A 22868-nucleotide genomic window follows, 5' to 3' on the forward strand; every position below is an offset into this window, starting at 1 on the left:
TTCCCTCTCCGTGTCCAAGAGGGTTGGGGGAGAGGTCAAAAAAGGGCTTGTCGAACTTGCGTTAAAATATTCTGAAACTGTATACAAATGTAAACAAGTTTGAGAAACGAGAAATTCGCGGCTCTCAAACTTGTTTATGAAAATTAACTTAAAGTTAGAACAAAATGGATAACTCAAGAGGATTTTATTACCGATTGAGTTTCAAAGATGCTTTTCGAGAGTGGAAGCTAATGTAGTTTTAGGCACAGCGCCGACCACCATATCCACTTTTTGCCCACCCTTAAAAATCATTAATGTGGGAATACTGCGGATGCCGTATTGACTAGCAACTTGAGGATTTTCATCTGTGTTGACTTTTACGACCTTTATTTGACCTTTGTACTGTTCGGAGATTTCATCGACAACAGGAGCTACCATACGGCATGGTCCGCACCAGGGTGCCCAAAAGTCAACTAAAACTGGTACATCGCTGTCGAGTACTTCTTGCTTGAAACTAGAATCGGTAACTTGTGCGGCTGTTGACATGCCTAAAACCTTCGCCAATAATATCTGAACTTGGTGAAAATTCTACCATAGCAAAAACCTCAGCTTGGGAGTGCGAGGATGTACATTTGCAAAGAAGCTCTCTTATTTTATTTACAAACATAAGGAACCGCCCGAACAGTAGTCCGGGCGGAGTGTGGTGTGAGGAGTGAACGGAAACATGCGTCTCCGCTATCTCTATTGTAAGCGACATATCGGATTTTTCCAGCAATTGTTTAGGGGCTGGAAAAATTATTGAAGAATTTGGGAGTGGGGAGTAGAGAGCAGGGGAGGCAGGGGAGGCAGGGGAGGCAGGGGAGGCAGGGGAGGCAGGGGAAGAAGAATTAATAACCCATGCCCTATGCCCTATGCCCTATGCCCCAATTCTATTTCCCCATACCTAATTGTTGAGCTTTTTGGTAAACTTTACCCTCGGTTAATAAAGAAGGTGCAATCACAACTTCCACTTGTTGCATTTCTTTAATATTTTTGGCTCCTAAAGTTCCCATGCTGGTTTTTAAGGCTCCTAAAAGATTGTGAGTGCCATCATCTAGCCCTGCTGGGCCAATGAGTATTTGCTCTAGGCTACCAGTGGTGGCAACGCGAATGCGGGTGCCACGGGGCAAAACTGGGCTAGGAGTCGCCATACCCCAATGATAACCTCTTCCAGGGGCTTCTGCGGCTCTGGCAAAGGGGGAGCCAATCATCACACCATCAGCGCCACAGGCGATACATTTGCAAATGTCGCCACCGGTGATTAAACCGCCATCAGCAATAATGGGGATATAGTTGCCAGTTTCGTTATAGTAATCATCTCGTGCTGCGGCACAATCTGCGATCGCAGTTGCCTGTGGCACACCAACACCCAATACCCCACGAGAAGTACAAGCCGCACCAGGCCCAATTCCCACCAGTACCCCAGCCGCCCCAGCTTTCAACAAATTCAACGTGACTTCGTAAGTCACGCAATTCCCCAACACCACGGGGATGGGCATGGAACGACAAAATTCTGCTAAATCGAGTGGTACTAAAGACTCTGGTGACAGATGTGCAGTAGAAACTACCGTAGCCTGGACAAAAAATAAATCTGCCCCAGCTTTTGCCACCGCCTCACCGTATTTACTTGCACCGGCTGGAGTTGCACTCACAGCTGCAATGCCACCTTGTTGTTTAATTTCCTGAATACGTTGTTCAATTAATTCCGGCTTTATTGGTTCGGCATAGAGTTCTTGCATGAGGGCAACAAATTCATCTTTCCCCACAGAGGTAATCCGATCTAATATTGGCTCTGGGTCGGCATAGCGAGTTTGAATACCCTCTAAGTTGAGGACACCTAATGCTCCTAACTGTGACAAACGTACAGCCATACGAACATCTACTACGCCATCCATAGCACTAGCAATTATCGGGATTTCTCGCTCAATATTGCCAATACGCCACTTAGTATCTGCCAAACTGGGGTCTAGTGTTCTATTACCAGGGGCTAGAGCAATTTCATCTATTCCGTAAGCTCTGCGAGCTGTTTTTCCCCGCCCAAGTTGAATTTCCACGCTTTAACTTTACTCAAATCTGTTTAAGCTAGGGTATCAAATTGTGGGGAAATTTGGGGCGTTTTTTCCCTAACCATATAAGTGACTAGTGACGGTTGTCATTAGTCATTTGGATTTTGACTGATTAAAAATCCAAAATCAGTTTGATTTACCGTTTATTTTTAGCGGCACCCACACCAGTGTAACCAGTTGCTAACCAAATTATCGCTCTAGCTCCATCACGAACAGATTTTTCGATAGATTCAGGGGGTTTTTCGGAAGGAACTGGCACTGGTTTTAAATAAATACCCCGACTACCCAAAATAATTTCGCCAATGACACAAGCCCGACGCATGTGAAAGTCTGAAGTAATCAAATAAACGCTCTTAATGCCGCGAGCTTGCAAATCATCTACCAAAGTAGTAAAATTAGTAACTGTATCTACTGCTTCATAATCCAAGTGTAAACGTTGAGGATCGACACCAGCTTTGGTAAACACTCTTTGGGTGAATGTACGTGGACTGCCGCCTGTAATCCAAATCGGTATATTTGGATGCTCGCTAACGAATTTTGCTGTAAATTTTTCTCGCTCTAAATGTCTCGTTGAACCACCTAACACTACGACTGCTTGCGGCTGCACAAATTGGTTTTGTACTTCTTTGTATCCCCACCACATAAATATTGGTAGGACAAAAGCCATAAAACGAAAAGATTTATTTGTAAAGAGTAGCTTATTCAAGGCTCAATAACTTAATTTACTTGGTACACAATTTTCTCTGGCTATAAGAAAAAACAATTGATAGTAGAGTAGCAAACTTCCCAAGAATCTGCACAAATTCTGCCCAAATATAAATTTGGTTGGTTTTTGTGTAACAGCGCGATTAAGCGTGCTTGGAGTTTTTCCTCTAATTGATGGATTATCCTAACCGATATCGGACGATTCATCAAAGGGTTTTTAACCACTTTATATAGTAGTTTTCAATTGCACGGAATACAGGAGCCAGTAGCATGGGCGGATATCCCGACTTGTAAGAACTGGCGTACTACTTTTATGGGTACAGCAATGCTCTTACCATATTAATTGCTGTATATATGAATTGTCTAAAGATAACGGGACTGGTGCGACTTGAACGCACGACCTGACGCTTAGGAGGCGTCCGCTCTATCCAACTGAGCTACAACCCCAACTGCGAAGCATATATAATTATAGCATTAGATAGCAGTAGTTTTAGGTAGACTGCCAAAAATTATCCCAAGAGCCACCACCTACTTCTAAACCACAAAGAAAACTTTTTGCTTTTAAAATTACTTTAGATTTTCTGCCATTTAGTTCTCGTAACTCTAAGTTTAGTTTTCCTTGCATAGTATCCCGGCAACAGTATCTTAAACCTTCTGCTGTCGGCGCACGTAGAGGTGTACCAGATAAATCTGTGGTTCCTGTTAACTCAATTTCATAATTAGTGTTGCTAGCTTTCATTTGCCATCTACCCCAAGGCTGAATTTCCCACTCAACTTGGGAATTCCAGGGAACAAATTCATAAAACTTGCCTTGATAGTGCAGTCCAATCATCGCTACAGATTCCATCCACCACAGCACACCCCGCCGTCCACCACCAGCAGTTAATGCTAAGTCGGGTTCGCCCTCGAAGCAATTACAGTTTATCCAAAACCATTTCTGAGGAAAAGCACCACCCCAATTTTTCTCGCCGTAGGCTGGGGCGTTAGTGAATTCGTAGATTTTGCCATTCCAGTCAATCTTTCCACTGGCTAAACCGTGAGCCATCAAAATTTGCCATCCAGGTTCAAAAATCTGCAAGAATGACAGCCAGCCGGCGGTTGATTGCTGAATGCCATTTTGATTGCCCCAACCGTATACTGGTTGAATTTCATACTGCCAACGACAATAATTATTGGTGGCGCGATCGCGAATTATTCCCTGATTCAAGGTGGCTGTGGCTTGATATCCCTCTTGAACGTGATACTCAAACTCTGCTGGGAGTAAGTATAGGGGGGAAACTTGCAAATTATTTTTACCCCAATGACCTAAACCTAAAACATCTCGACTACCCCAAAATTTGTTGACATCAGGAAAAGTACGGCAGAGATACTCATCATCCGGGCCGAGGATTTGGGCTGCACCGCCACTGTGAGGTTTACCGCCGATGGGATCTTCAATGGAGTACATAAAGGCGAATGTTTGCCCAATTTCCGGTAACGTGACGCGGTAATACCAACCTTCAAAGAAGCGACGGCTACTGCCATCCCAGTGATAACCAGAATGGGGCGTTTGGGTTGATTGGAGAGGATTTTTGGGAATAGTTAACATAGATTTATCTAACTGCCGATTTTTTCAGTATGCGCGATCGCTTTGATATCAATGATGCTTATGAAATTCTTGGGCTAAAACCCGGTGCATCTCAAGCACAGGTGAAGCGAACTTACCGTAAACTGGTGAAAATTTGGCATCCCGATCGCTTTGTCGAGCAAAGACAAAAACAGGAAGCTGAAGAAAAAATCAAATCAATCAACGCAGCTTACAACAGGCTCAAATCCGAAATTCCATCTGAGCCTCCTATTGCTGAAAATCCATCTTCATCTTCGCCTAAAAATCCCCCAAAAATATCTGTCAATCGTTGGGATGCAGAAACTTTCTACACTTTAGGAGTAGAAAATGCTACTCAAGGAAGATATGAAGATGCGATCGCAGATTTTACCCACGCAATTCGGCTCAATCCTCACTATATTGACGCGTATAAATATCGTGGGCTAGTTTGCTCACAATTGGGATACGAATATAGAGCTGCTTCAGATTTAAATAAAGCTGCACAAATAGAAGAAGAGTTAAGAAATCCGGGAAGTACACGTAGATCGCGATCGCCTAGATATGTATCAAAACCTAGACCTCTAGTAGAAAGATTTTGTCAGAGGATAAAAAGTTTCCTGCGGCTAAATCGGCGTTGGAGATAAAGAAGCGAAGAATATAGTTTAAGACACTTTAGGCGGCAACACCAGACTGGAGTTAAATCCTACTTATACTTGGGAATACTAAGTGTAGTAAGATTTGCTGCTGATTTCTGAGTATGAGCGAGCGCTTCGATATAAATTATATTTACGATATCCTTGGGTTAAAACCAGGTGCATCTGCTGATGAAGTCAAGCAAGCTTACCGCCAGATGGCTAAGACTTGGCATCCAGATTGTTTTCTTGAACCGCAGCAAAAGCTAGAAGCAGAAGAAAAAATCAAAGAAATCAATCAAGCTTATGCAAGATTAAAGTCTTATCAGCCAAATGAGACAAATCAAGCTGCTTCCACTTCTACCAAAATTGATTTTACTCCATCCAATGCTGAAAGTTTCTACAAACTGGGCATGGAGAAAGCTCAAAAAGGAAAATATACTGAAGCAATTGAAAACTTTACCCAAGCGATTCGTCTCAACCCCAACTACTTTGAAGCCTACAAATACCGAGGGCTTGCTTGCTCGAAACTAGGATATGAAAATAGAGCCAAGTCAGATATTAAAAATGCCAGAGAACTAGAACTGAAACAGAAAAAAGCATCGCCAAATCCACCACCACCCAAACCGACATCGCCGCCGCCAAAGCCACCAACGTCACCACCACCACCTCAACCGACATCGCAACCGCCAAAGCCACCAACGCCGCCAGCACCTGAATCACAGTCTCAACCTTTACCGTGGAAATGTGTACACACCCTGACTCATCTGAACTGGGTTTTGACAACTGCAATCAGTCCAGATGGGCAAACTTTGGCTAGTGGAAGTAGTGATAATACTATCAAGATTTGGCACCTCGACACAGGTAAATTACTACATACTCTCACTGAACATACAAAATGGGTAAGATGCCTAGCCTTTAGCCCAGATAGCCAAACTCTGGTTAGTGGCAGTGATGAGAGCAGCATAGTCATTTGGCAAGTATCTACAGGTAAATTACTCAAGACACTCAAAGTACATTCAACCCCAGTTTTTTCTGTAATCATTAGTCCAGATGGTCACACTATCCTAAGTGGGGGTACAGACACTACTATCAAGGTTTCCCATATAGAGATGGGACAATTATTGCAAGTTCTCAAAGGTCATTCTGGCTTAGTTTACTCCCTTGCTATTTGCCCAAAACAACAGATTTTTGTCAGTGGCGGTGCGGATAATACCATTAAGCTGTGGAATTTGAAGAGTAACAAACTGCTGCAAACTCTCAACGGACATTCAGGTTGGGTGATGTGTGTTGCTATTAACCCTGATGGGCAAATTTTAGCTAGTGGCAGTTATGACCAGACTATCAAGCTATGGAACAGTAGTACAGGTAAGCTAATTAACACTCTTGCTGGACATCGCAGCTATATTTGTGCAATTGCTTTTAGTCCCGATGGTCAGCATCTTGTTAGTGGTAGTGCAGATTGTACTGTGAAGATATGGGATGTTAACACGGGACAAGAACTTTACACTTTGGATAACCATTCAGATTGGGTTAACTCCGTCGCTTTCAGTCCCGATGGCAAAACTTTGGTTAGTGGTAGTCGAGATATGACTATCAAGCTTTGGCGATGCGATATCTAACAACAAATTAAAAGTTTAGAGAATTGAAGCAAATTGCTAGATTTTTTGATCTATCCATTAACTGACAGTTAAATAACATCCATCTTTGGGATACTCTTTCTCTTGATTAAGTATTAACTCTCTAAAGATTAAGTATTAACTCCCTGGAGATAGAGCCAGTTGTTTAATCGCAGAGGTTATTCTGAGATTACCAACAGTTGAGTAGCAAATAAGACTCAATCTTTATCAGCAACATATATTTTCAGTTCATTAAAATCCCTTGTTTTCACAAAGCTTTAGTTTGTCAATATCGTATCTGAGGAGTTAAATCAACGGTTATGTCTATTCCTAATGAACGCGAAAGCAAAAACAGTGAAGTTAGACAAGAATCTTACACTGATATTAATGGCAATACTCAGACCCATTTCACACAAACCACTGAAACAGTTAAGAACAATACAACTAATCCCAACTCTTACACTAACGGTTACGTACATGGTCGAAATGTTGAGCGTAGCTACCAGCAAGCAGATTTAGCCCAGCGTGATGAAAACAATGCTAGTGGTGGTTTATTGTTGGGTATTATCATTACTTCCCTGCTTGGTTTGGTTATAGGTGGGGTCTGGTACTTCAACCAGCAGAATAACGCAGCGGTTAACAATATTGTGCCGGTCGCGGTTCCTGTACCGAGTAAAAGTAATCCAACTCCCAGTGCATCTCCTCAACCACAAACGATAATCAAAGAAACCACTAAGGAAGTCCCTGTTCCTGTTACTGTTCCTATTCCTGTTCCCCAACAGCAAGTTACACCTCCATCTACACCTCGCCAACCGGATATTAACATTACTATTCCACCCCAGCAGCCTGCGGCAGAAAAAGCACCTTCTGTAACTCAGCCAGCCCCTAAAGCGACACAAAGTCCGGTGACGAGTCCAACTACTAATAGTCCGGCTTCGCAGAACGATAGTTCTACTAATACTGTTGCTCCTGGTACAAAAAGTGACACCTCTAAAAGTACTACACCTCAAGGAGTAGACCAGTCAAACAGTACATCTAATAGCGATTCTTCTACCGCAGGCGGTTCTGGTCAATAACGCTTTCTAACTGAACTTTCAGCCCAGTTGGTAATGTTGGTGTGAATGCCAATATTACCAACTGGGACAAATTTTAAGCAATATTTCTGAATTGTTGCGATAAATTAATGGTATTCAAGTTTAGTAAAGGTGTCTTGTAGCTAAACAAACACAATGCTAGATTAAGACCAAGGTACAAACAGGTTAAAAGTTAAACAAAAACTTTCAAGTTAGAGCCTGTGCCTCCTGCTCTAATCTTATTGCGATCGCTCTGAAGTTGTGACATCCATTGAATGTGTTTTTGCCTTAAGTTCAATGAGTTCGTTTTGGAGGTTTTAAGACGCACAGCCAGAAAATGCCTGCCTAGTTGGAATATTAAGGATGTGCAATTCTGAGTAAAGCGATCGCAAATACTGTCCACCTTATTTTAAGTTAGCCATTTCTGAATTCTCCAATCTTCAAGGAACCGCCCCAAGCTATTGAGATTTATCCATCGTAGCTTCAGGCGGTTTCTGCTTTGAGTTTTATGCATTTTTGTCATTTGTCCTTTGTCCTTTGTCATTTATTTAGACTAATAACCAATACTTCGACTACGCTCAGTACAAGTGACCAATGACCAATGACCAATGACTAATGACTAATGACCAATGACCAATGACTAATGACCAATTAAAGTAATTACAGTCACTTCAGGCGGACAAAATAAACGTCCTGGTTTATAAGTTCCTAAACCACGATTGACATATAGTTGATTTTCTTCCACCTTGTGAAACCCTTGCGCCCACTCCCAATATCGAACTACTTTCGAGCAGTCTCCTAATAAAAATGTCACCCAACGCCGCAATTTTTTGGGAATTTGTTTAAGTAGCTTTTTGTAATAAAGTACTAGAGGGCCAATGCCCGGAATGACGATGTGACCACCGTGGGTATGACCAGATAGTTGCAAATCTACGCGCCATTGTTGCAATATCTTGGCTGTATCTGGGTTATGAGATAAAACGATTCGCGGTGTAAGCGAATCTAGTTTATTCATCACTGGTGCGGGGTAAAATTCCCGCGACCAATAATCAGCTAGTCCTACCAATGGTAATTCTTTTCCTAGTGGATAGGCAATTTCATTCCAAAGTACATGCACCCCAATGCTGGTTAACGCTTGTGTAACTTCTGCTTTGGAGTGGCTGTAATAGATATCGTGGTTCCCAAGTACAGCGTAGATACCACAGCGACTTTGCAGATGTTTGAGTCGAAGCACCAATTGATTGATTGGTGTGGGATCGTCAGTTACGTAGTCACCAGTTAATAGAATTAAATCTGGTTCAGCTTCGTTAGTAAGTGCGATCGCTTTTTCTAACATCTCTTCCGATAGTCGCAAACCATCGTAATGAAAATCTGACAACTGTACTAATGTTGTACCTTGTAAAGATGCAGGAAGTTCTGCAATCTTAACCGTTATTTTATCTACTCTTAAATGTCCTGTAAACAACCAATGCATAAGTTAACCGATACTCCTCATACCAGCGCTTACAGCTTACCAAAAATAAGAATGTAACTTGATAAAATGCAAGAATTTATGTCATCTACTTCAGATACAATTAATTCATTGATTTAAATTTTGGATTTAAATTTTGGCGATAAAAGTAGCAGGTTATGCCTGAGTTTGCAGGCACTCATTAGCCAGAGTACCTGCTAAGATTGCGTTCTTTTTTGTTAAATTTGGTAATTACCTACTCACCTTGTAGGGTGATTATAGTAACTTCTGGGCGGCAAAATAAGCGTCCTGGGAGGTAAGTTCCCAAACCACGATTGACATATAGCTGATTTTTTCCTAGCCGATGCAAACCCTGCGCCCATTCCCAATGTCTGACTACAGAAACATTTTCTTCCAAAAATGGGACTCGACGCCGCACTTTTCTGGGTATTTTTTCTACAAGCTTTTCGTAAAACAACGCCGCAGGGCCAATTCCGGGAATCACGATTTGACCACCGTGAGTATGACCAGATAATTGTAAATCAACTCGCCATGCTTGTAATATCTCCGCAGTATCTGGGTTGTGTGATAAAACGATGCAGGGTGTGTCGGGGTTTAGCTGGTTCATAATTGGTGCGGGGTGAAACTCCCGTGACCAATAATCAGCCAGTCCAACGAGTGGGAATTCTTTTCCTAGTGGATAGGCAATTTCGTTCCAAAGAACGTGAATTCCAATGCTAGTAAGGGCTTCTGTAACTTCTGCTTTTGCCTGTTTATATATATCGTGATTGCCAAGAATAGCATAGATACCACTGCGACTTTGCAAATGTTTGAGTCGAAGTACCAGTTGGTGAATTGGTGTCGGATCGTCAGTTACGTAGTCCCCAGTTAATAAAATTAAATCTGGTTTAGCTTCGTTAGTAAGTGCGATCGCTTTTTCTAACATCTCTTCCGACAGCCGCAAACCATCGTAGTGAAAATCTGACAACTGCACCAGCTTTTTACCTTGTAACGATGCAGGCAACCCTGCAATGTTAACCGTCAATGCTTCTGTACTCAACGGCCCAGATAACAACCAATGCATAAGACGTTCAATAAACTTCAATCATAGCGCTTACAGCTTAACGAAACATTGTCAATTCGTGTACACCGACCAGTGCAAGTTATTGAAAATTTCATGACTATAGACTTAAACGTATTTATACTTAATAAAATCAAAAACAAATTTACTACTAGATTATTTTGTAAAAAAATACTATTTAATACTAGAGTTAATGTGCGTAAGCGCAGCCCATCCCCTATGAGGAAGCAAGCTACGCCTAACGTCTGGCAAAGAAGATATCACTTTCCATATTTATGTATAATTATGGATGCAACGTTTAACAACAAACTCAAAAATAGAGTTTCTTCGACTTTGCGCTATCGGTCTACGCACTTGCAATTTACTACTGTAAACGCCAAACTTGTTTTAGTCTATCAATTAGTTGTTCTTGGCGTTTATTGATAACTTCAGGTGTCCATTCCTTTTCCATCAGCACTTGCGTAGTTAGCGCAAAATTTGAAACACCTGTTTTCGTAGTGAAATACTTCTGCTTTTTCAGTTCAAAATCGTAGTTCTGGGCTTGACTATTTTTATAGGAAGAGAGTAAAACTAAATTTCCTATACGATTAACATATTGATCGCGTTCTTCCTGAGTGGCAAACCAATTTTCCCATACACTATTAGAAATGGGATTTTGCGGAAGCACATGCTCAATACTAATGTTATGAAAGTGATATGAAGCTTTTCCTTCCGATAATGCACTATCTAAGCGAATTAAAACATAAAGTCGAATTTTCTTCATTAAATAAAGGTCATCATTCAGTATTTTGAGAATATATTGCTTTTCTTCCATTTTCAATTGCAGCGGTGAATGAGATGCGTACAAATCTTCTCCAATCTCGATAGCATAGAGCAACTTGCTGTAACGTTCTATGCGTTCATTAATATTAGCCCGTTGAATCATTAAACCTGAAGCCAGACGATCTAAATCTGTGAAAAACCTCACTAACAATTCAGGATTGCTGTAATTCCGAGCAAGGTACAAAATAGCTGGAGGTATCCAGTCAGAATTATCAATAAGCTGTAACCATCTAAAAAATTGGTTTACTTTTTCAGCTAAAATATCACTGTGATAAGCTTGATTATTAATGTCATAAAAAGCCTCACCGAAAGGAATTAGTATTTTATCAATTAACTGCCGAGGATCGTGGATTGGTTTAATATCATTTAAGAATTCCTTAAGTATACTTTCACGGGGCTTGGATTTGACATTAATCATTCTGATATGAGAGAATAAGCTTTTGAATATATCACGTCCCAGCTTCTCTTCTAGCTCTTCCCATTTTGTAGTATATTTATCCTGTTGTTCAAGAGGAATCTTACCGATAATTTCAGCTTTCAATATATCAGCATGAGACAAATCCATTCCTCGATTATTAATTACGGAAAATATTCTATATGCAGAGTCAATATCTGGAGTAGAAACTACTACTAAAAAACATCGTTTAATTATGAATTGAGTTAGGCGTAAAAGCTGATTATTAGTAAATAGCTGTAAGCGCTTTACAAATAATAATGTATTTTCTTTTATATTCTTACGACTATCTGATAATTTGGCATTATGTAAAGTTTTAAGTTTCTCAATTCCACCTTCATCCTGAATATATTCTTTAAAAAACTGTGCATCTCGCTCACGCAAATTCAAACGGTAAACGTTATCATCAGGATCAAAATCATCTTTCTCGTAAAGATATCTTGTTAATATATGTATGTGTTCTTTAGAAACGCATGTCCGTAAAGCAGCTAGCAGTATAGTAAGTGTAGTCAAACGCTGTTGACCATCCACAACTTGGGCATCTCGTTTATCTCCTTTTATGAGTACAATATTTCCTAAGAAATATGGGTTTATCTCATCAATTTTATCGTCACTGTCTCCCAAAGCAGTAATTAAATCTTCAAGCAGTTCTCCAGCTTGTTCGCTTGTCCACGCATAGGGACGCTGATATAGAGGAATAGTGAAGACAAAATCATTGCTAAATACTTTAGAGATAGGATAATCAGTAGCTTGAATTTTAACCGCGCTCATATATACCTCCTTTAGTGGCGTAGTAGACTGCACTTTACTAAAGTTAGTTTTCCCATTAAAAACAGGAATATTTCAGGTTGTTATAATATTGATCGGTTTTTTAGAGCTTGGGAAAAATAAGCAATTGTCATTAACGATCGCTAATCTTCCTATAAAATTTTTACCAATATCTGTCCCAAAATCGAGCCTAATACAGAAATTCCTCTCTAATCTGATGCTATAGATAGGTTGAAGGGGCTTGCTTGGGGTTAAGTCTGTATTGGACTCTACTGAGAACCTCTATAATTACAAAACAGCGCCAGACTTATCACAGACTGGCGCTATTTTTTAATTTAATTCACAGTTAAAAATAGTTAAATGAATTTGTTAAATCTTTCTCGTTGATTGACCGCAATTTTTTATACAGCACTGCGGTTGGTTAATAAATTCCACAAGAAGACTGCAACAATTGCACCAAGAACTGCTACCGCAATACCTGGAATGCTGAGACTAGGAGCTGCTAGAGATAAAGTTCCCGTACTGAAAAATACACCTAAACTACCGCCAACAAAAGCACCGATGATTCCTAACAATATGGTTCCTAGAATTCCGCCACCTTGATGACCGGGGTAGATAGCTTTTGCGATCGCACCAGCAATTAGACCTAAAACAATCCAAGCAAGAATATTCATTGTTGTTAAGTTGGTAAACGTTTTTGACTTACAAGTACATATTAACGATCTTCATTTCTAACTTAATCTACCATCAGAATTAATTATGAATATCCATTAGGAATAGTTTAATTGCTACTAGATTTTTTAATATATTCTATTGCGGCTACCATCCTATTTAGGATAAGTCGGCTATAGATAGGTATGACTAGCCGTTCTCTTAGGATTTGCCAATGTCCTAAGCTGTCCGATCGCTGCTAAATAACCCATTTGAGGTAGATAGTCAATTAAAAAAAAGCTCCTAGTAGGTCTTTAACTAGGGGCTTATATAAACTATTGCTTGGTAATTGCAGTATATGCATTTTTAATTAACTCTCTCCTCTACTAGAAGAATTAAGCTGAGTTTTTAGAGACTGCTTCTAAAGTAATGTAAAGCAAGCGAAATCAGAGGATTGAAACGATCGCCTATCTCTTTGCAAGTTCATGTCTAATTTTTAACTTTTAATTGCTTATCCCGCGATCTCTACCAATTATTTGATGGTTGATAAATGGGAACAGTCTGCGGTAAGACCAATGCATACTTAGAAAAATCAGACTTACTAACGTTAGCAGCATAACGCCCAGAATCGTTGTATATGCCTTAGTACGCCACCCAAAGTCATTTGCACCCAGTCGCATAAGCTTCCAGAAGTTAGCTACATCAACGCTTTCAGAATTGTGAATGGTGATTGGTAAGGATGTTGTGTTTTCTCGTACAATTGTCATTTTTATTACTCCTTTAAACCCAAATGCTGAGATACTAATTTCAAACTACGGTAAGACTATAGATTTTATGTTATTTATATTTAATATCTCATAGCTTGATGCAATAAGCAAGTTTTAAGGGCATTGGGAATAGGGCAAAACAGTTGTGCTAACATTACTCAGCACTCTTGAGGGGTATTGGGCATTAGTATTAAAAATTAGTATTTACTAGATTGAAAACTATTCTTTAGTCTCAATCCCTACTCCCAGTCCCCAATCTCTAGTCAAAATGCCTAATCAAATTTGGTTATCACAGTTGGAAAAACACCGAGCGATCGCAGTTATCCGCGCCCCTCAAATGGAACTGGGACAACAAATGGCAATGGCTGTAGCATCTGGGGGAGTGCAGCTAATTGAGATTACCTGGAATAGCGATCGCGCTGGGGAATTAATCAGTCAACTACGTTCGGAATTACCAGCTTGTATTATTGGCACTGGTACGCTATTTAATGTGCAGCAGTTACAAAATGCGATCGCATCTGGGGCGCAATTCCTCTTCACACCCCACGTTGATTCGGCAATGATTCAAGCAGCACAAGAAAAAAATGTCCCTATCATACCAGGAGCTATGACTCCTACAGAAATTGTTACCGCTTGGAGTCAAGGCGCTAGTTGTGTAAAAGTGTTTCCCGTGCAGGCAGTGGGAGGGGCTGATTATATCAAAAGTTTGCAAGGGCCGCTGAGTGAGATTCCCTTAATTCCTACTGGTGGTGTGACTCTAGAAAATGCCAAAGAATTTTTGCAAGCCGGAGCGATCGCTGTCGGTTTGAGCGGGGAATTATTTCCTAAAAAGCTTGTCATAGAGAGAAATTGGTCAGCGATCGCAACTCAGGCAAAAAACCTAATGCAACAGTTAGGTTAACTTAGAATCAAATCATCAAAATTCGCGTCTATTAAAGTAATAGATAGGGAAATAAAGGTGAAACCCGATCAGTTTCTCAAGACCCTATGATTTGAGTGTGAGTGTATCTAAAATGAAAAAACAAATTTCTCCTGACTGGGTGCGTCGCTTACAAATAATCCTCACTGGTACAGTACTGTCCCTAAGTGTTTTTACTACTACTGGAACCACTGAAGTTTGGGCGAATTCCAAAACTCAAGTGATTGCACAAAGAATCCAGACATTACAACAATCAAATCAGCGCTGGATTCAAATCGATCTTTCCAAGCAAAGATTAATAGCTTGGCAAGGTGACAAAGTTGTTTATGGAAGTGCTATTTCCTCTGGTAAAAAAGCCACTCCTACTCTTATCGGTACTTTTAAGGTTCAATCCAAATTTAAAACTACGCGGATGCAGGGAGAAAACTACAACGTTCCCAACGTTCCTTATGCGATGTTTTACCAAGGTAATTACGCTATTCACGGAGCTTATTGGCATAAAAGATTTGGCACTCCAGTGAGCCACGGCTGTGTGAATGTTGCACCTAAACATGCTAAATGGCTATTCGAGTGGGCATCGGTAGGGACACCAATAGTCATTCATAAATGATAGTTGAAGCAGCCAAAAAGCAATTTTGGTAAAATTATAAATAACAACAAATCAAGACAATTAAGTGATTCCCAGCAATATTTTATGCTGGGAATCTTCGGAGTCGCAATTACTGAAATTGAAATAAAATATAGAAAAGGGCATTAAAGATTTGCCTAAAAAATAAGCGGAAATCCTGACAATTCCTGTGTGAAATTACAAATGCAAATATGAATTTGGGGAAAATTTGTATTTAGGCATTTAAATGACAGATTTTTTGTAAAGGTTGTCCTTTGTAATTAACGATCGGTCATTAGTTAGAACTCATCATTTAATTAAGGACAAATATACCAATTGAATGCGGATTAGCTTAGGACTTGTCTTGAGAAGCCTTAGCGGATGAATTGCGTAAATCCTCCACAGAAAACAAGTAGTCACTCTGGAAATTTGTAGTTTTCCAGAAAATTACTTCTTTTCATAATTTTTGCGTAGTTTAAAAGGTGAGGCATAATGCAAACTTGGATTCGCCGTGGTGCGATTCGTTCTTCAGGAACTTTTTGTACAGGCGTAGCGCTGATGGTGGTGACTTTATTCTCTTGGTCATCACCGCTAACAGGTATACCCAACTCGACTACAGCAACAGCCACCTCAGTCGATCAAAACAGCACTAATAATATTAGCCAACCTCGCTGGATTGAAATTGATTTGTCAGAGCAACGTTTACGTGCATGGGAAGGTCATAAACTTGTTTATTCATATCGCATTTCTGGAGGTAAGCGATCGACTCCTACACCCATAGGGAGATTTCGGATTAATTCTAAGTATCGCACTCACCGGATGCGAGGCAGAGGCTACAATATTCCTGACGTTCCTTACACAATGTATTTCTACAGAGGCTACGCCATCCACGGCGCTTACTGGCATAATCGTTTTGGCACTCCAGTCAGCCACGGTTGTGTAAATTTACCTGTTAAACAAGCTCGCAATCTTTACAACTGGGCTAAGAATGGAACTTTAGTAGTGGTGCGGAAATAATTCGTAATACTCGCCTCTGGCGAGAAGCAAGCTACGTAATGACGCTCAAGGTCTCGCTAACGCTGCGCTAACGTAATTAAGAGTTGCAATTCTGCCTTTGACAGGTGCGTTTACCGAATGTAACGCACCCTACATCACTGCTAGACTAAAAACACATCTTCGAGGGATTTAGGAGCTATGAGCTACCCAACGACTCAACTACTTACCCTGGATGAGTTTCTGAAGCTCCCAGAAACAAAGCCTGCAAATGAATATATTAACGGTGAGATTATTCCTAAGCCAATGCCGAAAGGGAAGCATAGTCGATTGCAGCTAAGACTCTGTAATACTATTAACGAAGTAACAGAAAGCCAAAAAATTGCTTATGCATTTCCAGAGTTGCGTTGTAGCTTTGGTATCCGCTCAATTGTGCCTGATGTAGCAGTTTTTAACTGGTTACGAATTCCATTTGATGTTGATGGGGAAGTTCCCAACGATTTTTTGTTGTGGCCAGATTGGACAATTGAAATCCTCTCTCCAGAACAGAGTTCAAACCGAGTAATTGGCAACATCCTTTACTGCTTACAACATGGTTGCCGATTAGGATGGTTAATTGATCCAACAGATCGCTCAATTTTGGTTTTCCGTTCGGACCAACAACCAGTATTACTCCAGGGAGAAGATTTTTTGCCTGTATTACCAGAAATTCAACTTGCACTAACCGTCAATCAAGTTTTTGGATGGTTAAAGATGGGTGGTTAGAAATAACTCGCCTGGAATGATAAGGTGCGGCGCCAAATACCCCATCGTAGACATAGCTCTCTGGCGAATAGCAAATATAGATATAAATCATGTCTATTATAGACATGATTATGAATAAAAGAGGTAGGAGAATGAACTGGAGAATTGCAGAAGCGAAACAGAGGTTCTCCAAATTAATTCATTCTGTAACTAAAGAACCGCAACTCATCTACAACCGAAATGAACTGGTGGCTGTTGTTGTTGAAGCTGAAATGTTTGAGGATTTCTTGACGTGGCGCAAGCAACGGGAAAAGTTTTCTTTAGCTGATGCCTTCAAAGAACTACGTCAGATAGCTGCTGAGGAAGATTATATCCTCGAAATACCCTCCCGCCAAGACCGCGCTGGCTCCCCTTAAAAAGGGGGGAACTGGAATCAAAGTCCCCCAATTTATCGGGGGATTTAGGGGGATCTACAAGTCTCGAATACAACACCAAAAAGTTTTCAGACATCCTCTTAGTAACGGGCAACATCTGGGATTTCGATGGCTGCGGTATCCCACTTTTAAATTTTTTTACTTAATTAACTCAACTGTGCCACAAGTTGATTCTCCAACAGCGTGTCATTAGTTAACAAGTCTTCAACAGTGATTCGTAAAAAGCGTTGTTCATCAACTTGAAAGAGAATTTTGATGCGATCGCTTCCAGGATATCCGGTTGGTGTCAGTTGGGCAATTGTCTTCGCACCTTCTCGATCGTTGAGGGGTTTGACGTTGGTTTCATTATTGTCCATACGGCGAGTAATCAAGCGATCGCCATCAAAATAAACTTCAGTACTACCCGTATCTGCTCCCAATTCTCCCATAATTAATTCAATACTAGGCTGATTTTCTACAGAAGCGCCTAAGACTAATTCCACTGGCTGAGTCATCGGATATGCTTGTCCAGCTTTAATTAAAGAATGCCATTTGTGGCGCTGATTGCGACGATCCCAGTAGCGGATACCATAACTATGATAGAGGAAGTCTTTGATTTGTATCCCTTGTGCTAACTGTAATGCACCTTGAGCGATCGCTTCAAAGGGACGTTCGCAACGGATTTTTTCTGGCTCAAAATACTGTTTGATCCATGTCTGCACTGCTGGCAATTGCACTGTGCCACCAACTAACAAAACTGCATTAATATCTGGAAGTTCTATCCCTTGCCGTCTTGCTTGCTGCAACAGTGTGGTCATCGACTCATCCAATAACTCAAAAAAGGCGTGTTCTTTGAGGATATCGTCAAAAGTGTCGCGGTTTAGTTCCAGTTCATAACTTTCAAATGTCTCATCGTCAAAATAAACTTCACTAGCTTGGTTTTGAGTTGATAGCTGAATTTTTACCCGTTCAGCCAATCGTGTTGTCAAGGGACTTACCGCCAATTCTTGAGTTTTAGCAAAGTAATCTACCAACCAATTATCAATATCAGTACCACCTAGATTTTGCCCTGCTTTCGCCAGAACACGGGCAGTTTTGACTTTTTGTTTTGAATCTTCAGCTAGAGACTTATTACCCCATTTGAGGAGAAATCCCAAGGGCTTTGTGCTTGCTTGCACGCTTTGATCCAACCGAACAAGGGACAAATCCAAAGTACCACCGCCGAAGTCAATCACCAAAAGATTTTCTCGATCTGCCAAGCCATAACCCAAGGCGGCGGCTGTGGGTTCATCCAGCATTCGTACTTGTTCGACAGGGAGGCTTTGACATACTGTTCCCAACCAATGACGATAGGCTTCAAAACTGTCTACAGGTACGGTTAACACCAGAGAATCTAACCCACCTTCCAGGGGTGCTAGTTCTTCAATTACTTGAGTAAGGAACCATTGCCCTACTTGTTCAAAGGTGACAATTTGCCCATCTAGTTCGGGTAAGAAACCTTGAATATCTGCACCAATACCGCGTTTGAAGCTGCGGAAAAATCGCGTTTCGCCTTTGAGGTCAAAACCGCGATCGCGTACTTGTTGCCCGACTAAGACTTTATTTTGGGCTGCGTCTTCAACATAAACCAAGCTGGGAATCAGTGGCGGATTGAGACTTTGTTTGATTGACAAGCCTGGTAGAGTCAGGGTTTCTGGCTGCTGGGTTACAGGGTTCCAACGAGCAATGACTGTGTTGCTAGTACCAAAATCGATTGCGATCGCCATATTTTATATTTATTCTCTCGCACGAAGATGCCAAAGCTGCTTTATTTGTGATTATTCTCTATAAGTTACCAAGAAAGCAAATGCACCCATAGGCTTACTTCTTTGTATCCCAACCCAGATATCGATTCAGTCTGTTGCAGCGAAGCGTTAGCTGTAATGGATAGCACAGTTAGACAATGATCCTGGGTTTTGTACCATTTGTAGCCTCCCATCAACGGACTAAGCCACATAACGGTTGAACTGAGCCTACACAAGTAGCAAATGAATATCAAGCAATTACTTCTCGCTGTTCGGCTCTGGTGATATGTTATCTTTTAATGCTTTGCAAGAACTTTCTCGATATTCTTGAGAATGTCAATTACCTCACAAGCAGATTGACTAAAAGCTTCCTTGGCAATATCTGGATTTTCTGTATACCACTCCTTATATATTGCCAAGTAATATTTTTTTGCGTAAATCCATCTTCTGATTCATTATGAAAACTACAGCAATTAACAAAGCCTCAAGTGGTTGACGTTCAATATTGTTAAATCGGTACTCTTTGCTGCTTGACTGAGAATAGGACTCGCCAAAGCTGACCCAGAGGTACAGAGCCTTGCTCTTGAACAAAAACCAAGGGCAAGAGAGCAGCCGTCCGTAGGACGGTTGAAAGAGCAAACAGTCCCAGTAAGCCACCGGCACCAGGCAGAGTCGCAAGAAAGCTACCAGCTATGATTCCCACTGCTCCAGTGACACCAGCAACCGCCCCGGCGATCGCAAAGTAAGTGGATTGATTAGTCACCGGTGCCACTCCCATCATCAGATTGTTGGTACACAGGTCAATGGCCGCCCACGTCCCAGATCCCAACACGTGTAAAAAGGGTAACCATATCCAAAGGGAAATTGAATCATTGCCAGCTACTAACCATAATACAGGCGTCACCGCCACCAAGATTCCTACTAATAACATGATGGGACGATTCCCAATCCGGTCAGACAGTTTGCCCCAGAAAACCAGCAGCAGCATATTAGCACCAGCTCCTAAACCGTTATAGATTGTTACTAGGCTGACATCTATATCCAGGTTATCTAGCATATAGAGGTTAAAGAAGGGAGCGCTGAGGTTAACGGCAAAGCACCAGATGGCAAGGTAAATCAGTAACTTCAAAAAATTGGCATCATTAAGGAAGCGAAGATGTATCCCGCTGCGGTATGGTTGGGGTGGCTCTGACCCCACGACTTTTAAAAGCTGCGGGTTCACATCGCTCATCCAGAACTGACAGCCTTGACTAAGCAGCCCAAGCACAATTCCTAGAACCAAGATTGCACCGTAGCCTTGGAGCGTTCCACTAGGCCAGATCGATACTGCTAGACCCAGCAACGGCACACCGATGAGATTCATCAAACTGAGAACACTATTGCGAAAGCCAAAATACCGCCCCCGCAACCGCCCAGGTACTAACACAGCCGTCCAGGTCATCCAGGGAGCACGGGCGAAAGCTTCAATGATATTAGCCACTAACATAATTCCCAATGTCAACAGCACCACTTGGTGCTTAGTGATATGGTTAGATGAGCTGACCAACCAAATCGCTGGCACAAGAATTATCCACAGTAGCCGCGCCGGGATGAAAATGCTCATGCAATACCAGTTGAAGCTGCTACTTCGTTCTACCAAATAAGCTCCCAGTGGTTGGAGCAGATTCACCAGCTGAGGAATAGAGGCGAGCAGACCAATTTCTACTGGCCCGGCACCCAGCTCTAACAAGAAATTACTGAGCAACGCTGAACCGATGATACTGTAAAAAACCGCAGCAAAAAGACTCTCGAGAGTTAATGCCCTGAGACTTGTGCGAATTTGCGGTTTGGAAAGTTTAATAGGCAGATTTGTGGGAAGAATTACCGTTTGTGTTAATTCCCTATCCTCTGGGATTTCCTGAATGGGGAGAGGGATCTTTTTTAGTAAGCTTTCGTCTTCTACTTCCTGGAACATACTGAATAGCCAAAATTTAAAAAGAGTTAACGCGGCTTTAATTACTGGTTTAATCTAGAGAACAGTAGGCACGCATCAGCCCACTGGGACAATCTTTTTGAAAGATACGTTAGGGAATGAGGGGTTATTAGCCCTGTTGTGTCACCTCAGAAATAGTATAATAATATACATAAAGTAGAATTAATATACAAAGTATGGGAGAGCCTCGCTCACCCGTACAAACCATCAACTTTGTGGACGAATATTGTCTGTTGTATAAAAAGCTGTTTTTAGATGTTAGGCTTTTTGAAGCATTTAAGTATCTACATATAGGAATATAGGATGTATTTCTGATTTAAAACGAAAAGCCTCCTAGAAATAGCAAAGATTGTTGGATGAGAATTGTTGGATTAGATAAGTATTAAGGGCTACATCATTTCTTAACAAATCATCTTGGGATATAGAGAATTTAAGAGCTTTGTGTTTAGAACTAATTAATTTTATAGATACTAAAAGGTAGACAAATCATTTTAATTATTGATGAGACAGGAGATAGAAAGAAAGGAACTAAGATTGATCTATGTTAGTTGTGATTTAGATAGACTAGGGCTACAGTAAGGAGAAGTTCACCCAAGCATTTTTGCAGATTTGTGGTGCCAAAGTTGAAATTATCAAGCAAACCGAAGCATAATTTCAGGTGTTGCCAAAACCTGGGTTGTCGAGTGTACATTTGGGTGCTTTCGCTGGTTGCATCGCACAAGCCACGGACTATGAACTATTGCTAGGCGTGAGCGAGTTGATGGGCGAAACGGCAATGGTGCGCTTGATGTTGAAGCGCCTTGCTGCCTAAAGAGAACCTTTATAAATCAGCTCTTATATGGAGTCACAACAGTTTGGAGGAAGTCTATATGTTTCACAAGATTCTAGTTGCAATTGACACCTCTGCATCTGCCAAGGATGTCTTTGATAAAGCCTTGTTCTTAGCAAAAGCGAGCAAGGGCAGCCTTATGCTGTTGCACGTTCTGTCGGGTGAAGAACAGGCCAAAGTAAATATACCTATACTTCCCAGGCAGGATTACTATCCATATCCGGTGATGAGTAAAAAAACTTTGGAGTTCAATCAACAGCAGTGGGAGGTTTTGGAAAAGCAAGGTCTAGAGCTACTACAATCGTGTACAAATGAAGCAACTCTAACAGGCGTGAGTACAGAATTCATCCAATCCCCTGGTAATCCTGGTCAAACCATTTGTAAATTAGCCTCCACTTGGGGTGCTGACCTAATCGTAGTTGGACGTCAGGGTCTATCTGGTTGGAGTGAGTTAGCCTTGGGTAGTGTCAGCAATTACGTACTCCACAATGCTCCCTGCTCAGTCCTGACTATGCAACACCCAAAAATGAATACTGAATCTGCTGAAGACGAATCAAGCAGAGTTAGTGCATCGGATTAATATAATTAAAGCGAAACTCAAACTACTATAGAGTTGGATGAGTACTGGGTTGGTCACAATAATTCCTGAGCTTGGTTCTAACTTTGAAGAAATAATTGCAGTAGCGGATAGAGCATTATATCAGGCAAAGGCAGCAGGACGCGATCGCTTCAAGGACAATAACCTACTAGCTGCCTCGACCTGCAATTATAAAAGGCACAAAAGTAGCTTAATGTACGAAACTGAACCGACTCCCAAGGTTGAATATGCGTAAAGTTAAATCATTATTATGCACTTTAACGGCATTGCTAGCCAAGGAAAGAAAATTACAGCAAGGGATGATTAATTCATTGTCAA

23 protein-coding genes, 1 tRNA gene and 1 pseudogene are annotated in these 22868 nt (G+C 41.2%); 12 read left to right on the plus strand and 13 right to left on the minus strand.

Annotated features, from left to right (window positions below):
* Positions 1-201 precede the first annotated feature (201 nt).
* The 5 genes from trxA to RM049_RS18215 form a co-directional block, all read right to left on the minus strand.
* Entirely contained in the window at positions 202-525 is a 324-nt protein-coding gene (gene trxA, locus RM049_RS18195; RefSeq protein ID WP_094348071.1) for a thioredoxin, read from the minus strand.
* A gap of 383 nt (positions 526-908) precedes the next feature.
* A complete protein-coding gene (locus RM049_RS18200) occupies positions 909-2072 on the minus strand; it encodes a GuaB3 family IMP dehydrogenase-related protein (RefSeq protein ID WP_322670253.1) in 1164 nt (387 codons plus the stop codon).
* 148 nt (positions 2073-2220) lie between these two features.
* A complete protein-coding gene (locus tag RM049_RS18205) occupies positions 2221-2751 on the minus strand; it encodes a YdcF family protein (RefSeq protein WP_322670254.1) in 531 nt (176 codons plus the stop codon).
* Positions 2752-3162: 411 nt separating this feature from the next.
* A tRNA-Arg gene (locus tag RM049_RS18210) sits at positions 3163-3236 on the minus strand.
* 43 nt (positions 3237-3279) lie between these two features.
* A complete protein-coding gene (locus RM049_RS18215; RefSeq protein WP_322670255.1) occupies positions 3280-4377 on the minus strand; it encodes a tocopherol cyclase family protein in 1098 nt (365 codons plus the stop codon).
* Between the two features lie 29 nt (positions 4378-4406).
* On the opposite strand from RM049_RS18215, the gene RM049_RS18220 reads away from it, so the two are divergent.
* The 3 genes from RM049_RS18220 (at position 4407) to RM049_RS18230 (ending at position 7701) form a co-directional block, all read left to right on the plus strand.
* The gene (locus RM049_RS18220; protein WP_322670256.1) at positions 4407-5018 is read left to right on the plus strand and encodes a DnaJ domain-containing protein; all 612 of its coding nucleotides are present in this window, start codon (positions 4407-4409) and stop codon (positions 5016-5018) included.
* Positions 5019-5131: 113 nt separating this feature from the next.
* Positions 5132-6628: a DnaJ domain-containing protein gene (locus tag RM049_RS18225; RefSeq protein ID WP_322705157.1), complete on the plus strand. Its 1497-nt coding sequence runs from the start codon at positions 5132-5134 to the stop codon at positions 6626-6628.
* Positions 6629-6945: 317 nt separating this feature from the next.
* A complete protein-coding gene (locus RM049_RS18230; RefSeq protein ID WP_322705158.1) occupies positions 6946-7701 on the plus strand; it encodes a hypothetical protein in 756 nt (251 codons plus the stop codon).
* A gap of 637 nt (positions 7702-8338) precedes the next feature.
* Here the strand turns inward: RM049_RS18230 and RM049_RS18235 are convergent.
* The 5 genes from RM049_RS18235 to RM049_RS18255 form a co-directional block, all read right to left on the minus strand.
* Positions 8339-9172: a metallophosphoesterase gene (locus tag RM049_RS18235; protein WP_322705159.1), complete on the minus strand. Its 834-nt coding sequence runs from the start codon at positions 9170-9172 to the stop codon at positions 8339-8341.
* Positions 9173-9404: 232 nt separating this feature from the next.
* A complete protein-coding gene (locus RM049_RS18240) occupies positions 9405-10232 on the minus strand; it encodes a metallophosphoesterase (protein WP_322705160.1) in 828 nt (275 codons plus the stop codon).
* A gap of 361 nt (positions 10233-10593) precedes the next feature.
* A complete protein-coding gene (locus RM049_RS18245) occupies positions 10594-12276 on the minus strand; it encodes a DUF262 domain-containing HNH endonuclease family protein (RefSeq protein ID WP_322705161.1) in 1683 nt (560 codons plus the stop codon).
* Between the two features lie 398 nt (positions 12277-12674).
* On the minus strand, positions 12675-12947 hold the full coding sequence (locus RM049_RS18250) for a GlsB/YeaQ/YmgE family stress response membrane protein (protein WP_185584679.1): 273 nt from the start codon (positions 12945-12947) through the stop codon (positions 12675-12677).
* Positions 12948-13427: 480 nt separating this feature from the next.
* A complete protein-coding gene (locus tag RM049_RS18255; protein ID WP_322705162.1) occupies positions 13428-13691 on the minus strand; it encodes a hypothetical protein in 264 nt (87 codons plus the stop codon).
* Between the two features lie 268 nt (positions 13692-13959).
* On the opposite strand from RM049_RS18255, the gene RM049_RS18260 reads away from it, so the two are divergent.
* The 5 genes from RM049_RS18260 (at position 13960) to RM049_RS18280 (ending at position 17370) form a co-directional block, all read left to right on the plus strand.
* The gene (locus RM049_RS18260; RefSeq protein ID WP_322705163.1) at positions 13960-14592 is read left to right on the plus strand and encodes a bifunctional 4-hydroxy-2-oxoglutarate aldolase/2-dehydro-3-deoxy-phosphogluconate aldolase; all 633 of its coding nucleotides are present in this window, start codon (positions 13960-13962) and stop codon (positions 14590-14592) included.
* 112 nt (positions 14593-14704) lie between these two features.
* Entirely contained in the window at positions 14705-15220 is a 516-nt protein-coding gene (locus RM049_RS18265; RefSeq protein WP_322686445.1) for a L,D-transpeptidase, read from the plus strand.
* Positions 15221-15709: 489 nt separating this feature from the next.
* Positions 15710-16234 (plus strand): L,D-transpeptidase, encoded by a 525-nt coding sequence (locus tag RM049_RS18270; protein ID WP_322705164.1) that lies wholly within the window; start codon positions 15710-15712, stop codon positions 16232-16234.
* Between the two features lie 177 nt (positions 16235-16411).
* Positions 16412-16975 (plus strand): Uma2 family endonuclease, encoded by a 564-nt coding sequence (locus RM049_RS18275; protein ID WP_322670267.1) that lies wholly within the window; start codon positions 16412-16414, stop codon positions 16973-16975.
* Between the two features lie 131 nt (positions 16976-17106).
* Positions 17107-17370 carry a type II toxin-antitoxin system prevent-host-death family antitoxin gene (locus RM049_RS18280; RefSeq protein ID WP_322705165.1) on the plus strand — a complete coding sequence of 88 codons (264 nt, stop codon included), beginning with the start codon at positions 17107-17109 and terminating at the stop codon, positions 17368-17370.
* Between the two features lie 164 nt (positions 17371-17534).
* On the opposite strand, the gene RM049_RS18285 is transcribed toward RM049_RS18280, so the two are convergent.
* From RM049_RS18285 to RM049_RS18295, 3 genes are all read right to left on the minus strand, one after another.
* A complete protein-coding gene (locus tag RM049_RS18285; RefSeq protein WP_322705166.1) occupies positions 17535-19133 on the minus strand; it encodes an Hsp70 family protein in 1599 nt (532 codons plus the stop codon).
* Positions 19134-19447: 314 nt separating this feature from the next.
* Positions 19448-19570 carry a hypothetical protein gene (locus RM049_RS18290; protein ID WP_322670270.1) on the minus strand — a complete coding sequence of 41 codons (123 nt, stop codon included), beginning with the start codon at positions 19568-19570 and terminating at the stop codon, positions 19448-19450.
* 89 nt (positions 19571-19659) lie between these two features.
* The gene (locus tag RM049_RS18295) at positions 19660-21105 is read right to left on the minus strand and encodes an MFS transporter (protein WP_322670271.1); all 1446 of its coding nucleotides are present in this window, start codon (positions 21103-21105) and stop codon (positions 19660-19662) included.
* Positions 21106-21299: 194 nt separating this feature from the next.
* On the opposite strand from RM049_RS18295, the pseudogene RM049_RS18300 reads away from it, so the two are divergent.
* The 4 genes and pseudogenes from RM049_RS18300 to RM049_RS18315 all read left to right on the plus strand — a co-directional run.
* A pseudogene (locus RM049_RS18300) lies at positions 21300-21662 on the plus strand (transposase); the annotation flags it as partial.
* Positions 21663-21781: 119 nt separating this feature from the next.
* Complete coding sequence (locus RM049_RS18305) at positions 21782-21934, plus strand: hypothetical protein (RefSeq protein ID WP_322705167.1); 153 nt, start codon at positions 21782-21784, stop codon at positions 21932-21934.
* Between the two features lie 58 nt (positions 21935-21992).
* On the plus strand, positions 21993-22532 hold the full coding sequence (locus tag RM049_RS18310; RefSeq protein ID WP_322686439.1) for a universal stress protein: 540 nt from the start codon (positions 21993-21995) through the stop codon (positions 22530-22532).
* A 37-nt stretch (positions 22533-22569) separates the two neighbouring features.
* Positions 22570-22785, plus strand: coding sequence for a hypothetical protein (locus RM049_RS18315; RefSeq protein ID WP_322688410.1), 216 nt, complete (start codon positions 22570-22572; stop codon positions 22783-22785).
* Positions 22786-22868 lie beyond the last annotated feature (83 nt).

Source organism: Nostoc sp. DedQUE04 (genome assembly GCF_034530995.1).
Taxonomy (GTDB): Bacteria; Cyanobacteriota; Cyanobacteriia; order Cyanobacteriales; family Nostocaceae; genus Nostoc.

What these genes read in the sequence shown, in the direction of transcription:
- RM049_RS18295 (WP_322670271.1), bottom strand. Translation starts at nt 21,105, where the DNA reads ATGTTCCAGGAAGTAGAAGACGAAAGCTTACTAAAAAAGATCCCTCTC.
- RM049_RS18230 (WP_322705158.1), top strand. Translation starts at nt 6,946, where the DNA reads ATGTCTATTCCTAATGAACGCGAAAGCAAAAACAGTGAAGTTAGACAA.
- RM049_RS18260 (WP_322705163.1), top strand. Translation starts at nt 13,960, where the DNA reads ATGCCTAATCAAATTTGGTTATCACAGTTGGAAAAACACCGAGCGATC.
- RM049_RS18270 (WP_322705164.1), top strand. Translation starts at nt 15,710, where the DNA reads ATGCAAACTTGGATTCGCCGTGGTGCGATTCGTTCTTCAGGAACTTTT.
- RM049_RS18255 (WP_322705162.1), bottom strand. Translation starts at nt 13,691, where the DNA reads ATGACAATTGTACGAGAAAACACAACATCCTTACCAATCACCATTCAC.
- RM049_RS18245 (WP_322705161.1), bottom strand. Translation starts at nt 12,276, where the DNA reads ATGAGCGCGGTTAAAATTCAAGCTACTGATTATCCTATCTCTAAAGTA.
- RM049_RS18315 (WP_322688410.1), top strand. Translation starts at nt 22,570, where the DNA reads ATGAGTACTGGGTTGGTCACAATAATTCCTGAGCTTGGTTCTAACTTT.
- RM049_RS18265 (WP_322686445.1), top strand. Translation starts at nt 14,705, where the DNA reads ATGAAAAAACAAATTTCTCCTGACTGGGTGCGTCGCTTACAAATAATC.
- RM049_RS18275 (WP_322670267.1), top strand. Translation starts at nt 16,412, where the DNA reads ATGAGCTACCCAACGACTCAACTACTTACCCTGGATGAGTTTCTGAAG.
- RM049_RS18235 (WP_322705159.1), bottom strand. Translation starts at nt 9,172, where the DNA reads ATGCATTGGTTGTTTACAGGACATTTAAGAGTAGATAAAATAACGGTT.
- RM049_RS18240 (WP_322705160.1), bottom strand. Translation starts at nt 10,232, where the DNA reads ATGCATTGGTTGTTATCTGGGCCGTTGAGTACAGAAGCATTGACGGTT.
- RM049_RS18280 (WP_322705165.1), top strand. Translation starts at nt 17,107, where the DNA reads ATGAACTGGAGAATTGCAGAAGCGAAACAGAGGTTCTCCAAATTAATT.
- RM049_RS18250 (WP_185584679.1), bottom strand. Translation starts at nt 12,947, where the DNA reads ATGAATATTCTTGCTTGGATTGTTTTAGGTCTAATTGCTGGTGCGATC.
- RM049_RS18285 (WP_322705166.1), bottom strand. Translation starts at nt 19,133, where the DNA reads ATGGCGATCGCAATCGATTTTGGTACTAGCAACACAGTCATTGCTCGT.
- RM049_RS18220 (WP_322670256.1), top strand. Translation starts at nt 4,407, where the DNA reads ATGCGCGATCGCTTTGATATCAATGATGCTTATGAAATTCTTGGGCTA.
- RM049_RS18310 (WP_322686439.1), top strand. Translation starts at nt 21,993, where the DNA reads ATGTTTCACAAGATTCTAGTTGCAATTGACACCTCTGCATCTGCCAAG.
- RM049_RS18225 (WP_322705157.1), top strand. Translation starts at nt 5,132, where the DNA reads ATGAGCGAGCGCTTCGATATAAATTATATTTACGATATCCTTGGGTTA.
- RM049_RS18215 (WP_322670255.1), bottom strand. Translation starts at nt 4,377, where the DNA reads ATGTTAACTATTCCCAAAAATCCTCTCCAATCAACCCAAACGCCCCAT.
- trxA (WP_094348071.1), bottom strand. Translation starts at nt 525, where the DNA reads ATGTCAACAGCCGCACAAGTTACCGATTCTAGTTTCAAGCAAGAAGTA.
- RM049_RS18205 (WP_322670254.1), bottom strand. Translation starts at nt 2,751, where the DNA reads ATGGCTTTTGTCCTACCAATATTTATGTGGTGGGGATACAAAGAAGTA.